Origin of the sequence: Microbacterium sp. 16-032, assembly GCF_041079455.1 — a bacterium.
Lineage (GTDB): Bacteria > Actinomycetota > Actinomycetes > Actinomycetales > Microbacteriaceae > Microbacterium > Microbacterium testaceum_A.
This window is the reverse complement of record NZ_JBFYGQ010000002.1, coordinates 213,556-226,224: the sequence shown is the minus strand read 5'-3', so window position 1 is coordinate 226,224 and position 12,669 is coordinate 213,556. Positions and strand designations below refer to the sequence as shown.

Sequence of the window (12,669 nt, the reverse complement as noted above, 5' to 3'; positions counted from 1 at the left end):
CCTGCCGGTCGGTGGGGCCCTCACGAGGTTCGGCGGTCAGCCCTTCTCGCCCTCGAGCGCGAGCGGAGGGATGCCGGGGGTGTCGAATCCGAAGACCGCGCCGAGGAAGCCGAGTTCGCGTTGGAGGGAGTCGATCACCGTCTCGGACCGTCGAAACCCGTGGCCCTCGCCCTCGTAGAGCACGTAGGCGTGGGGCACGCCGTGCGCGGCCAGGGCGTCGCGGATGGCCTCAGCCTGCGACGGCGGGACCACGCGGTCCTCGGAGCCCTGGAGGATGAGCAGGGGCACGCGGAAGAGATCGGGGCGGCCCAGGGGCGAGCGCTCGATGTAGACCGGCTCGGCCTCAGGGAGTGGTCCGATGAGTCCGTCGAGGTAGCGGGCCTCGAAGTCATGGGTGTCCTCGGCGAGGGCGCGGGCGTCTCCGACGCCGTAGCGCGAGATGCCCGCCGAGAACACGTCGGTACGCGTCACCGCGGCCAGGACGGTCCAGCCGCCCGCCGAGCCCCCCGCGATGGCGAGGCGCTCGGGATCGGCCAGGCCCGCCTCCGCCAGGGCGGATGCCGCGGCCGCGACGTCGTCGACGTCGACGACACCCCACTGCCCCTTCAGTCGATCGCGGTAGGCGCGGCCGTATCCCGTGGACCCGCCGTAGTTGACGTCGAGCACGCCGATGCCTCGACTGGTGAAGAAGGCGGTCTTCGCGGAGGGGGCGGGACCCACGTGCGAGGTCGGTCCGCCGTGCACGAGGACCACGTAGGGCGGGCGCTCGCCCGCGACCGGGGTGACGTCGGGGTTGGTGGGGGCGTACGCGAAGGCGTGCACCGGCCCGTGCGGGCCGTCGGTGGACAGGGCGCGGGCTGCCGGCATCCATTCGTCTCCCCACGAGCCGGCGCCGCCCGTGACGAGCTCGACCGCGCCGGATTCGAGGTCGACGAGCCACAGGCCCGCGCGTCCGCCCGCATCGGACCCCGAGACGAGGGCGCGTGTGCCGCGGACGTCGTCGATCGCGGCTCCCGCGACGACGGGGACGTCGACCGGGCGCACGCCGCTCGGGGCGATCTCGACGACCTCGTCGGAGCCGTTCGTGCGGACCGCGATGACGCGACCGTCGGCGGCGGCCCCGAACCACCGCGTGCCGAGGACCCAGAGACCTCCGCCGGTGTCGGCGTCGGCGGGGGCGAGGGGTTGGGCGTCTCCATCGAGAGGCCGGTGGAAGAGGTTCCAGCGACCGTCGGGGTCGTCGGCGTAGAGCAGCTCGTCGTCGGCGATCCAGACGGGTTGCAGGGGCGCACGGCGCTCGCCGCCAGCGATGTCGCGAACGGAGCCCGTCTCGAGGTCGGCCACGCGGAGGCTCGTGGCGTCCCAGGGCATGTCGGGGTGGTTCCACGCGACCCACGCCAGGCGGCGGCCGTCGGAGGAGAGGGCGGGCTGCGCCAGGAAGTCGCTTCCCTCGGCGAGCACCTCGACCGGCCCCTCGAGGGGGATGCGCACGATCGCGCGGTCGGGGACGCGGGAGGAGCCGTGGGTCTCGCGGATGGCGAGGAGGACGCCGTGCTCCCACCTCAGGCCGCCGTGACGGACGGCGTCGTCGGCGGGAGTGAGGGGGCGCGCGGTCTCGCCCGGGCGGAGCGCGTACACGCGCTGGTCGCTCTTCTCGACGTAGTACAGCTCGCCGTCGTCGGACGCCGTCCAGGCGTCTCCGCCGTACTCGTGCACGGCGGATCGGGCGTTGGCGGGGGCCGGGAGCACCGTCTCGACCGAGCCGTCCGTGCGGCGACGCTTCACCGCGACGCGACCCGCCTCGTGCGGGACGGATTCGCCCCACCAGATCTCGTCGCCCACGAGTCGGGCCCCGTCGACGCGCGGCGATGACTGCGCGACGGACTCGGGCGTGATCGGGGAGGGCCAGGAACCGTAAGGGAGGGTGTCAGCCATGACTCCACCCTAGGCAGGGCCTCCGACATCCGCCCGGGTGCGCGGTCGTCGCGGCTTTCGCGACGGAACGGAAGAAGCCGGATGCCACCCCTCGGTGGACATCCGGCCTCGAGCCGTGCGCGTCAGACGGTACGCAGCACCGCGACGACGCGACCGAGGACGACGGCCTCGTCGCCGAGAATCGGCTCGAACGCGCTGTTGCGGGGGAGCAGCCAGGTGTGACCGTCACGGCGTCGGAACGTCTTCACCGTCGCCTCGCCGTCGAGCATCGCGGCGACGATCTCGCCGTTCTCAGCGGTCGCCTGAGAACGGATGACGACCCAGTCACCGTCGCAGATCGCCGCGTCGATCATCGACTCGCCCGACACTTTGAGCATGAACAGGTCGCCCTTGCCCACGAGCTGACGGGGGAGGGGGAAGATCTCCTCCACCTGCTGATCGGCGGTGATCGGCACTCCGGCGGCGATGCGACCCACCAGTGGCACCAGGGCGGCGTCGCCCAGGGCGGGGGCGGCGTCGGCGGGATTCTCGGCGGCGGCGCCGGGCAGGTCGATGAGGACCTCCATCGCACGCGTCTTACCCGGGTCGCGACGCAGGTAGCCGCTGAGCTCCAGCTGGTTCAGCTGATGCGTGACGCTCGAGAGCGACTTGAGCCCGACCGCGTCGCCGATCTCGCGCATGCTCGGCGGGTAGCCGTGCCGCGCGATCGAACGCTGGATCACTTCGAGGATCGCCAGCTGCTTGTCGCTGAGGTTCTTCCGCCGCCGGGTCTGCGGCCGCTCGCGCCCGGCGGCGGTCGTCGCGTCGGTCATCTGTGCTCCCCTCGCGCCGCGGAAATCACGGCGGAAATTCGAATGTCGGAGGTTGGTGATGAGGTCTCCGTGTCGAAACCGTATCCGGTCGACGACCCGAATGACACGGAGCCTCGCGCGTGTCGCGTTCGATTCGTCTCCGATACACGAGGTGTTGACACTCGAACAGGTTCGAAGATAGATTCGGAATACAGATTCGCACCGCCGTCCTCCCGGCCGAGGGCGGGGTGCGAATCTCTCCCCACCAAGGAGCACATTATGAGCAGCATCGCCCTCACCGCCCCGTCCACCCGCCTGCGCATCACCGCGCGCGGTCGTCGCGTCGTGGCGTTCCTCGTCTCCCTCCCCATCGTCGCCGTGCTCGCCGTGGCGATCGTCGGCGGCGGATCCGCACTCGCCTCCGGCGACGCGGGCGCTCCCGCCGGCTCGTTCACCGAGATCACCGTCATGAGCGGCGAAACCCTCTGGTCCATCGCCGAAGACGTCGCGCCGTCCGCCGACCCGCGTGATGTCGTCGCCGAGATCGCGCGTCTCAACGCCCTGCCCGGCGGCTCCGTCTCGGCGGGACAGCGCATCGCGATCCCCGCCGAGTACGCTCCCGCGGCCTGAGCGCAGACCCCCCGCTCGCGCGCCTCGACCGTTCTCGACGCCTACGATGGGTGAGGTGACCGTACGCCTCGACGACCTTCCTCTTCGCGACGATCTGCGGGGCATGACCCCGTACGGAGCTCCCCAGGCAGCACTGCCCGTGGCGCTCAACGTGAACGAGAACACGCATCCCGTTCCGCCCGAGGTTGCAGACGACATTCTGGATGCCGTCGCCCGGGCGCTCCGCGACGTCAACCGCTACCCGGACCGGGAGTTCACCGGTCTGCGCGAGGCCTTCGCCGGCTACCTCGGCCACGGCCTCAACCCCGACCAGATCTGGGCGGCGAACGGCTCGAACGAGGTCCTTCAGCACATCCTGCAGGCGTTCGGCGGTCCCGGCCGGACGGCGATGGGCTTCGCGCCCACGTATTCGATGTACCCGATCCTCACGCGGGCCACGGGGGCCCGCTGGATCGCGGGTGAGAGAGAGCACGACTTCTCGCTGTCTCCCGAGTCGGCGGCCGCGCAGGTGCGCGAACAGCGACCCGACATCGTGTTCCTCTGCGCCCCGAACAACCCCACCGGCACTCCGCTGCGCCTCGATGTCGTCGAAGCGGTCTACGACGCCACGGACGGGATCGTGATCGTCGACGAGGCTTACGAGGAGTTCGCTCCGCGCGACGAGCCCTCGGCCGTCTCGCTGCTGCCCGACCGCCCTCGTCTGGTCGTCTCGCGCACGATGAGCAAGGCCTTCGCCTTCGCCGGTGCCCGCGTCGGCTATCTCGCGGCCGATCCCGCGCTGGTCGACGCCCTGCGTCTGGTGCGCCTGCCCTACCACCTGAGCGCTCTCACCCAGGCGGCCGCCACCGCCGCGCTGAGCCACGCCGAGACGATGCTGTCGATGGTCGACGAGATCGTCGCTCAGCGCGACCGGATCTCGGCGACGGTGTCGGCGCTGGGGTACACGGCGCACGAGTCGTGGACCAACTTCGTGCTGTTCGGGGGCGTCGAAGACCCGGCGGCGACATGGAAGGCGCTCTACGACCGCGGCGTCCTTATCCGCGACGTTGGCATCGCCCACCACCTGCGGGTGACCGCGGGCACGGCCGACGAGACCACCGCGTTCCTCGACGCGCTGGCCTCGGTAGGATCGCGATCATGACCGGCCCCGCCTCGCCCCGCACCGCATCGATCACGCGAGAGACGAGCGAGTCCCGCGTCGAGCTCGAGCTCGACCTCGACGGCCGCGGCGTCAGCGACATCTCGACGAGCGTGCCGTTCTTCGACCACATGCTTACCGCGTTCGCGAAGCACTCGCTGACCGACCTGCGGGTCCGCTCCACAGGCGACACGCACATCGACGCCCACCACACGGTCGAGGACACCTCGATCGTGCTCGGGCAGGCCATTCGTCAGGCGCTCGGCGACAAGTCCGGCATCGCCCGTTACGGAGACGCGCTCGTGCCGCTCGACGAGGCCCTCGCGCAGGCCGTGGTCGACATCAGCGGTCGTCCCTACCTCGTGCACACCGGCGAGCCCGCGGGCTTCGAGCACCACCTGATCGGCGGTCACTTCACCGGTTCGCTCGTGCGTCACTCGTTCGAGGCGATCTCAATCCACGCCGGCCTCACGGTTCACGTGCGCGTCCTGGGCGGACGCGACCCCCACCACATCGCAGAGGCCGAGTACAAGGCGCTCGCCCGCGCGTTCCGACAGGCGAAGGCCCTCGACCCGCTCGTCGACGGGATTCCGAGCACCAAGGGCGCGCTGTGACGAGTAAACCCGTCGTCGCGGTCTTCGACTACGGCTCGGGCAACGTCCACTCCGCCGTCAAGGCGCTCGTCGAAGCCGGCGCCGATGCGCGCCTCACCTCCGACCGCGGTCTGCTTCTCGACGCCGACGGGCTGTTGGTCCCCGGTGTCGGGGCGTTCGGCGCGGTCATGGGGGCCCTGAACGACAGCCGTGGCGGCGAGATCATCGACCGTCGTCTGGCGGGTGGCCGGCCGGTGCTCGGCATCTGCGTGGGCATGCAGGTCATGTTCGAGCGCGGCATCGAGCGCGGCACCGACACCACGGGTCTGGGGGAGTGGCCCGGAACCGTCGCCGAACTCGAGGCGCCGGTCCTGCCGCACATGGGCTGGAACACGGTGAGCGCGGGTGAGGGATCTCGCCTGTTCGACGGCATCGAGAACGAGCGCTTCTACTTCGTGCACTCCTACGCGGCGCAGGAGTGGTCGCTCGAGGTGACTCCGCCGTTCCCGCAGCCCTCGGTCACGTGGTGCACCTACGGCTCGCCGTTCATCGCCGCGGTCGAGAACGGTCCGCTGTCGGCCACCCAGTTCCACCCGGAGAAGTCGGGCGAAGCCGGCATCCGGCTCCTGTCCAATTGGATCGACGGCCTGCGCACGACTACTGTGTGACCTCGTGCCCCGGCTCGGCGAGATGCGCCGAAGGGTGCGAGGAGCCATGAACGATTTCGCGTCCACGCCCGAACTTGTGCTGCTTCCCGCGGTCGACGTCGCCGACGGCAAGGCCGTCCGTCTGACCCAGGGTGAGGCCGGTACGGAGACCAGCTACGGCGACCCCGTCGACGCCGCCGCCGACTTCGCCCGCCAGGGCGCTCAGTGGATCCACCTCGTGGACCTCGACGCGGCCTTCGGGCGCGGCAGCAACGCGAGCGTCATGCGCAAGGTCATCAAGCAGGTCAAGGGCGTGCAGGTCGAGCTCTCGGGCGGCATCCGCGACGATCGTTCGCTCGAGGCCGCCCTCGAGAGTGGCGCGAGCCGCATCAACCTCGGCACCGCGGCCCTCGAGAACCCGGAGTGGGCCGCCGACGTCATCAACCGCTACGGCGAGGCGATCGCCGTGGGCCTCGACGTGCGCGGAACGACCCTCGCGGCCCGCGGGTGGACCCGCGAGGGCGGCGACCTGTGGACCGTGCTCGATCGACTCGAGGACGCCGGCTGCAGCCGCTACGTCGTCACCGACGTCACCAAGGACGGCACGCTGCGCGGCCCCAACATCGAGCTGCTGCGTGAGATGACACAGCGCACCCCCAAGCCGATCGTCGCTTCCGGCGGCGTCTCGAGCCTCGACGACATCGCGGCTCTGCGAGACCTCGTTCCGCTGGGTGTCGAGGGCGCGATCGTCGGCAAGGCGCTCTACGCGGGCCAGTTCACCCTGGCCGAGGCGCTGGATGTCGCCGGACACTGACGGTCCGCACGACCACGCCCACGGAGCCCACGCGGATTCGGCGGGGGTTCCGTGGGAGGGCCGCAGCTTCCAGGCGAACCCGCATTCGGGTGACGACGGTTCGGCCGACCCCGCGCTGCTGGCCGCGCTCCTGGCGTTCCGCGCGGGCGAGGGGGACGCCCGCGCCATCGTCGACGCCTATCGCGATGCGCGTCTGCTGATCCCGCTCGTCGCCGAGAAGGGCGACCACGGCGTCGGAGCGCACGGCCTCGAGGTCGACAAGACCCAGGAGTTGTCGATCGTGACGGTCGCCGCTCCCGACGGTCGCAAAGTGCTCCCGGTCTTCACGTCGGTGACGGCGCTGCAGACGTGGGATGCCGCCGCACGACCGGTGCCGGCCGACGGGCGCCGCACGGCACTGGCGGCGGCCTCGGAGGACACCGAGCTCATCGTCATCGATCCCGCGTCCGAGACGGAGTTCGTGATCCGCCGCCCCGCCGTGTGGGCGATCGCGCAGGGCGAGACCTGGGAGCCCGCCCACACGTCGCCGTCGATCTTCACCGGCCTGCAGGAGAGCATCGCCGGAGAGCTGGCGGTCCTCGATCTCGCCGTCGAGTCGGGCGACCCCACCGGTCGTCTGCGCGGACCCGAGCTCGTCGTGCACCTTCAGCTCATGTCGGGCCTCGAGCAGGAGGAATTGGATGCCACGCTGGCGCGCCTCGCCCGGCGCTGGTCGGCGGACGATCGCATCGCCGTCCTCGTCGACTCCCTGACGGTCAAGCTCCACCGCAGCACGGAGGCCTGATCGCGGCGCCGTCACCAGAACAGGACGGCGCGTCGAGAACAGGCCGATCCGCCCGCCAAGCGCCTGTTCGCATGGCGTCCCCTGTCCTCATGCCGCACGGGCCCCGCTCATACCCGCACGGGTGTCACGGAGGATGTGGCCTGCGGCACAGGGCGCAGTGATGCCCCCTTCCCAAGACAATCGGGGAAGGGGCCCCGCTCATACCCCTACGGGTGTCGCGGAGGATGTGGCCTGCGGCACAGGACGAAGGGGGTGCCCCTTCCCGAGTCGGTAGGGGAAGGTGCACCGCTCATACCCCTGCGGGTGTCACGGAGGATGTGAGCTGCGGCGGGAGAGGGCGGAGGAATGCCCCCTCCTCAGGGCAACCTAGGAAGGGGCCCCCTCATACCCCCACGGGTGTCACGGTGGAGGTGGCCTGCGGCACAGGACGAAGGGGGTGCCCCTTCCCGAGTCGATCGGGGTAGTGGCCCCGCTCTCGACTTGGGAAGGGGCACCCCCGTAGTCCGGTACCCCAGAACGACAGAATTACGTGACGGGACCCGTCCACTTCTCGCCCGGCCCCTTACCGATCGGATCCTGAATCGTCGACGCCTCGCGGAAGGCCAGCTGCAGCGAGCGCAGGCCGTCGCGCAGGGAGCGCGCGTGCATGTCGCTGATCTCGGGCGCTCCGGCGGTGATGAGTCCGGCGAGGGCGTTGATGAGTTTGCGGGCCTCGTCGAGGTCGAGCTGCTGGCCGGGGTCGTCGGCGAGTCCGGTCTTCACGGCGGCGGCGCTCATGAGGTGGACGGCCGCGGTGGTGATGACTTCGACGGCGGGGACATCGGCGATGTCGCGGGTGGCGGAGGACGCGGCGCGCTCCTGCTCCTCCCAGCGGGCGAGGCGCTCGTCCTCGGCTCCGTGGCGGTGTGCGCCCTGGTCGTCGGCGGGCTGGTCGGAGGGGATCGTGTCCACGTGAATCTCTCTGCTAGACTTTGGCGGGCTTCGGAGTGTTTCACTCCGTACGAAAGAGGATCACATCCCACCCGCGCTTGCCGCTCCAGGCTACCGGGTTCCCGCACTCCGCTCCGTTTCGCACGGGGTTGCCTGGGTGCAGAAGCCGGTGCCGAAAGCACTGTGCCGGGTGGCGTGTCTCCTCTTCGCCCGCGATTCCGACGGATCGCGGCGGCCACCACCCGTATAAAAGAGGAGTTCCGCATCAGCGATCCCCGCACCAACGAGCGCATCCGAGTCCCGGAGGTCCGTCTCGTCGGACCCAACGGCGAGCAGGTCGGCATCGTCCGAATCGAAGCTGCGTTGCGCCTGGCCCAGGAAGCGGACCTCGACTTGGTCGAGGTCGCGCCGAGCTCGAAGCCGCCCGTGGTCAAGATCATGGATTACGGCAAGTTCAAGTACGAGGCCGCTCAGAAGGCCAAAGAGACGCGTCGTAACCAGGCGAACACCGTCCTCAAAGAGGTCCGGTTCCGTCTGAAGATCGAGGCTCACGACTACATCACCAAGCTCAAGCGCGCCGAGGGATTCCTCCAGGCGGGCGACAAGGTGAAGGCCATGATCCTGTTCCGCGGTCGCGAGCAGTCGCGTCCCGAGCAGGGTGTCCGTCTGCTTCGCAAGTTCGCCGAAGACGTCGCCGAGTTCGGCACCGTCGAGTCGAACCCCACGATCGACGGCCGCAACATGGTGATGGTGGTCGCTCCTCACAAGAACAAGTCCGAGGTCAAGACCGAGCAGAACGCGCAGCGCACGGCGAACCGTGAAGCCGCGCGGAGTGCCGCTCGAGGCGAATCGGCACCCACAGACGAAGCTGCCCCGGCGTCCGCCGAGTAAAGCTCCCCGACTCCCGCTCCGCCGGGAACCCCAACGAAGGAAGACAGATGCCGAAGCAGAAGACCCACTCGGGCGCCAAGAAGCGCTTCAAGCTCACCGGTAGCGGCAAGCTCATGAAGCAGCAGGCCGGCATGCGCCACAACCTCGAGGGCAAGGCCTCCAAGCGCACCCGTCGCCTGAACCAGGAGCAGGTCCTGGCCAAGGGTGACTCCAAGGTCGCCAAGAAGCTCCTCGGCCTCTGAGCGCCGACGCACGTTAGGAAGAATGAGAAATGGCTAGAGTCAAGCGGGCAGTAAACGCCCACAAGAAGCGTCGCGTCATCCTGGAGCGCGCGTCCGGTTACCGCGGTCAGCGTTCGCGCCTGTACCGCAAGGCCAAGGAGCAGGTCACCCACTCCCTGGTCTACGCGTACCGTGACCGTCGCAAGCGCAAGGGCGACTTCCGTCGTCTGTGGATCCAGCGCATCAACGCCGCGTCGCGCGCCAACGGCATGACGTACAACCGCTTCATCCAGGGCCTCGGCCTCGCGGGTGTGCAGGTGGACCGTCGCATGCTCGCCGAGCTCGCCGTGAACGAGCCCGCCGTGTTCGCGTCGCTCGTCGCGACCGCGAAGGCTGCGCTGCCCACCGACGTCAACGCGGCGAAGACCGCGTAAGACACGTCTTCCGAAACGGGCGTCCTCTCCGGAGGGCGCCCGTTTCGTCGTTCCCGCGGGTCGTTCGCGCGGCGTCCCGGGATGCATTCCTCCGGGGCCATACACTGGGGACGTGCTCGAGAACCCCCGTTCGCCGCGGGTGCGCGCCGTGGCCAAGCTCAGTAAGCGCGCTGCCCGCCAAGAGACAGGTCTGTTCCTGCTCGAGGGTCCGCAGGCCGCTCGCGAGGCGCTCGCGTGGGCGCCCGAGACCGTGCTGGAGGTCTACGCGACCCCGTCCGCCCTCGAGAAGCACACGGATGTGCGTGACGCTGCGGAGCAGGCGGGTGTCGATCTGCAGATCACCACCGAGGCGGTGCTCGACGCCATGGCCGATACCGTGACGCCCCAGGGCATCGTGGCGGTGGCCCGTCAATCGCCCACCGCGTTGAAGGACATCCTGGCGGGGGAGCCGCGCCTCATCGCGATCTGCGAAGAGGTTCGCGATCCCGGCAACCTGGGCACGATCATCAGGGCCGCGGATGCCGCGGGTGCCGACGCCGTGATCCTGACCGGCCGGACCGTGGACCCGTACAACCCTAAGGTCGTGCGCTCCACCACCGGCTCGCTCTTCCACCTGCCGGTCGCGGTCGATCTCGAGCTCGCTGATGTCGTCGCCCGCGCGCACGAGGCGGGCCTGCGCATCGTCGCCGCCGATGTCGAGGGCACCGACTTCCTGGCATCCCGAGAGCTTCTGTCGGAGCCGACGGCCTGGTTGTTCGGCAACGAGGCGCGGGGGCTCGAGGAGTCCGCCCTCGCGCAGGCCGACCTCGCACTGCGCCTGCCGATCTACGGTCGCGCCGAGTCTTTGAACCTGGCCACCGCGGCGAGCGTCTGCCTCTACGAGACGGCTTTCGCGCAGCGCGCGCGCTGACCCCTGCTGTTACAGAACGGTTAAGGCGTGCGCAGGAATGTGGTCGGGCGCCCAGCATCCTCATAGGGTGAAGGCATGGCATCCGTTCCCCCGAAGACCGAGCCCCTGGTCGTCGTCGCCGACGTCCAGAAGCACTATGGGCAGTTCCAGGCTCTGAAAGACATCGACCTCACCGTCGACCGCGGAGAGGTCGTCGTGGTGATCGGCCCGTCGGGTTCCGGCAAGTCGACGCTGTGCCGCACCATCAACCGTCTCGAGACCATCACGAGCGGATCGATCACGATCGACGGCAAGGAGCTTCCCAAAGAGGGGAAGGGCCTGGCCGAACTGCGTGCCGACGTCGGCATGGTGTTCCAGTCGTTCAACCTCTTCGCGCACCTGACGATCCTCGAGAACGTCACGCTGGGGCCCATCAAGGTCCGCAAGATGAAGAAGGCGGATGCCGAGAAAGAGGCGCGTGCGCTCCTGGATCGCGTGGGCGTCGGTCACCAGGCCGACAAGCTCCCCGCCCAGCTCTCGGGCGGTCAGCAGCAGCGTGTGGCGATCGCCCGCGCGCTGGCGATGAAGCCCAAGGTCATGCTCTTCGACGAGCCGACCTCGGCTCTCGACCCCGAGATGATCAACGAGGTGCTCGACGTCATGGTCGGCCTCGCCAAGGACGGCATGACGATGATCGTCGTCACCCACGAGATGGGCTTCGCCCGCAAGGCCGCGAACCGCGTCGTTTTCATGGCCGACGGGCAGATCGTCGAGCAGGCGACCCCCGAGCAGTTCTTCACGCGCCCCGAATCCGACCGTGCGAAGGACTTCCTCTCGAAGCTCATCACGCACTGACGCACGACCCTGACGGCGACGAACGAGGAGGTTCCTAGCCGAGACGAGAGCATCGCCCACCGCTGGCGATCGCGCGCGCCGTCACCGACGACCCCTTCCCGCACAGCACACGTAACCAAGGAGACATCACATGCGTAAAACTCGTTTTCTCGCCGGCGCGAGCATCATCGCCGCCGGCCTGCTGGCCCTGACGGCCTGCAACAGCGGCACCCCGGGCGCGGCGCCCGGCTCCGACGGCGGCAGCGCCTCGGACGCCCCCGTCTACGGCGCGGTGGCCACCGACGTGAAGATCGACGGCAGCCCCACGTTCGAGAAGATCACCTCGGCCGGCAAGATCGTCGTCGGCGTGAAGGAAGACCAGCCCGGCCTGGGCTACCTCGACCCCGTGACGGGTGAGCGCAAGGGCTTCGACGTCGACGTCGCGCGCTGGATCGCCGCCTCGCTCGGCTACGACCCGGCCGACACCTCGAAGGTGGAGTACAAGGCCATCGCCTCGGCGAACCGCGAGCAGGCCATCATCAACGGCGACATCGACTACTACGTCGGCACTTACTCGATCACCGACAAGCGCAAGGACCAGATCTCCTTCGCCGGCCCCTACTTCGTGACCGGCCAGGGACTGCTCGTCGCCGCCGACAACGACACGATCACGGGCAAGGACTCGCTCACGGCCGAGACCACCGTGTGCTCGGTGACCGGCTCGACGCCGATCCAGCGCATCCGCGAGCAGACTCCGGCAAAGGTCGTCGAGTTCGACACCTACTCGCAGTGCGTCGAGAAGCTGAAGAACGGCGAGGTCGACGCGGTGACCACCGACGAGGCCATCCTCCTCGGCTACGCCGCGCAGGACCCCGACAACCTGAAGATCGCGGGCGAGCCTTTCAGCGAGGAGCGCTACGGCGTCGGCATCGCCAAGGGTGACACCGCCTTCCAGGAGTTCGTGAACACCATGTTCACCGACGGCGGCTCCACCTGGGAGGCCATCTTCGAGAAGAACCTCGGCGCCTCGGGCGTCAAGGGCGAGCAGCCGGCGGTCGACCCCGTCAGCTGATCTCCCGGTGCGGGCGGCGCACTCCGCGCCGCCCGCACCACCCGACGAGCACGACGAGAAAGAACG

At 69.4% G+C, this 12,669-nt stretch carries 15 protein-coding genes; 12 read left to right on the top strand and 3 right to left on the bottom strand.

Translation table 11 applies throughout. From position 1 onward, the window contains the following. Window positions 1–36: 36 nt before the first annotated feature. Window positions 37–1,935 carry a prolyl oligopeptidase family serine peptidase gene (locus tag AB6V31_RS04735; RefSeq protein WP_369364382.1) on the bottom strand — a complete coding sequence of 633 codons (1,899 nt, stop codon included), beginning with the start codon at window positions 1,933–1,935 and terminating at the stop codon, window positions 37–39. Between the two features lie 122 nt (window positions 1,936–2,057). Next, the gene (lexA, locus tag AB6V31_RS04730) at window positions 2,058–2,747 is read right to left on the bottom strand and encodes a transcriptional repressor LexA (protein WP_056227427.1); all 690 of its coding nucleotides are present in this window, start codon (window positions 2,745–2,747) and stop codon (window positions 2,058–2,060) included. A gap of 258 nt (window positions 2,748–3,005) precedes the next feature. Here lexA and AB6V31_RS04725 point away from each other — a divergent pair, with 258 nt between their 5' ends. The 6 genes from AB6V31_RS04725 to AB6V31_RS04700 are packed head-to-tail and all read left to right on the top strand — an operon-like array spanning window position 3,006 to window position 7,332. After that, window positions 3,006–3,356 (top strand): LysM peptidoglycan-binding domain-containing protein, encoded by a 351-nt coding sequence (locus tag AB6V31_RS04725; protein WP_056227430.1) that lies wholly within the window; start codon window positions 3,006–3,008, stop codon window positions 3,354–3,356. Between the two features lie 46 nt (window positions 3,357–3,402). Further along, window positions 3,403–4,497: a histidinol-phosphate transaminase gene (locus AB6V31_RS04720; protein WP_074694247.1), complete on the top strand. Its 1,095-nt coding sequence runs from the start codon at window positions 3,403–3,405 to the stop codon at window positions 4,495–4,497. Then, window positions 4,494–5,108, top strand: a complete 615-nt coding sequence (gene hisB / locus AB6V31_RS04715; RefSeq protein WP_074694248.1) for an imidazoleglycerol-phosphate dehydratase HisB — start codon at window positions 4,494–4,496, stop codon at window positions 5,106–5,108. Before AB6V31_RS04720 ends, hisB begins: the two co-directional genes overlap by 4 nt. Continuing rightward, the gene (gene hisH, locus AB6V31_RS04710; protein WP_369364379.1) at window positions 5,105–5,755 is read left to right on the top strand and encodes an imidazole glycerol phosphate synthase subunit HisH; all 651 of its coding nucleotides are present in this window, start codon (window positions 5,105–5,107) and stop codon (window positions 5,753–5,755) included. The genes hisB and hisH overlap by 4 nt, the downstream gene beginning before the upstream one ends. A gap of 46 nt (window positions 5,756–5,801) precedes the next feature. Beyond that, entirely contained in the window at window positions 5,802–6,548 is a 747-nt protein-coding gene (priA, locus tag AB6V31_RS04705) for a bifunctional 1-(5-phosphoribosyl)-5-((5-phosphoribosylamino)methylideneamino)imidazole-4-carboxamide isomerase/phosphoribosylanthranilate isomerase PriA (RefSeq protein WP_056227439.1), read from the top strand. Next, window positions 6,532–7,332 carry an SseB family protein gene (locus AB6V31_RS04700; RefSeq protein ID WP_369364376.1) on the top strand — a complete coding sequence of 267 codons (801 nt, stop codon included), beginning with the start codon at window positions 6,532–6,534 and terminating at the stop codon, window positions 7,330–7,332. Before priA ends, AB6V31_RS04700 begins: the two co-directional genes overlap by 17 nt. 525 nt (window positions 7,333–7,857) lie before the next feature. Here AB6V31_RS04700 and AB6V31_RS04695 read toward each other — a convergent pair. Beyond that, window positions 7,858–8,274 carry a DUF1844 domain-containing protein gene (locus AB6V31_RS04695; protein ID WP_056228482.1) on the bottom strand — a complete coding sequence of 139 codons (417 nt, stop codon included), beginning with the start codon at window positions 8,272–8,274 and terminating at the stop codon, window positions 7,858–7,860. Between the two features lie 183 nt (window positions 8,275–8,457). Between AB6V31_RS04695 and infC the strand changes: the two genes are divergently transcribed. The 6 genes from infC (at window position 8,458) to AB6V31_RS04665 (ending at window position 12,603) form a co-directional block, all read left to right on the top strand. Beyond that, complete coding sequence (gene infC / locus AB6V31_RS04690) at window positions 8,458–9,153, top strand: translation initiation factor IF-3 (protein WP_369364374.1); 696 nt, start codon at window positions 8,458–8,460, stop codon at window positions 9,151–9,153. A 47-nt stretch (window positions 9,154–9,200) separates the two neighbouring features. Next, window positions 9,201–9,395 carry a 50S ribosomal protein L35 gene (gene rpmI, locus AB6V31_RS04685; RefSeq protein ID WP_013583375.1) on the top strand — a complete coding sequence of 65 codons (195 nt, stop codon included), beginning with the start codon at window positions 9,201–9,203 and terminating at the stop codon, window positions 9,393–9,395. 29 nt (window positions 9,396–9,424) lie between these two features. Further along, window positions 9,425–9,808: a 50S ribosomal protein L20 gene (rplT, locus tag AB6V31_RS04680; RefSeq protein ID WP_056227445.1), complete on the top strand. Its 384-nt coding sequence runs from the start codon at window positions 9,425–9,427 to the stop codon at window positions 9,806–9,808. Window positions 9,809–9,920: 112 nt separating this feature from the next. Beyond that, window positions 9,921–10,718, top strand: coding sequence for an RNA methyltransferase (locus tag AB6V31_RS04675; protein WP_056227447.1), 798 nt, complete (start codon window positions 9,921–9,923; stop codon window positions 10,716–10,718). Window positions 10,719–10,823: 105 nt separating this feature from the next. Then, a complete protein-coding gene (locus AB6V31_RS04670; RefSeq protein WP_176786304.1) occupies window positions 10,824–11,552 on the top strand; it encodes an amino acid ABC transporter ATP-binding protein in 729 nt (242 codons plus the stop codon). A 130-nt stretch (window positions 11,553–11,682) separates the two neighbouring features. Continuing rightward, entirely contained in the window at window positions 11,683–12,603 is a 921-nt protein-coding gene (locus AB6V31_RS04665) for a glutamate ABC transporter substrate-binding protein (RefSeq protein ID WP_056227453.1), read from the top strand. Window positions 12,604–12,669 lie beyond the last annotated feature (66 nt).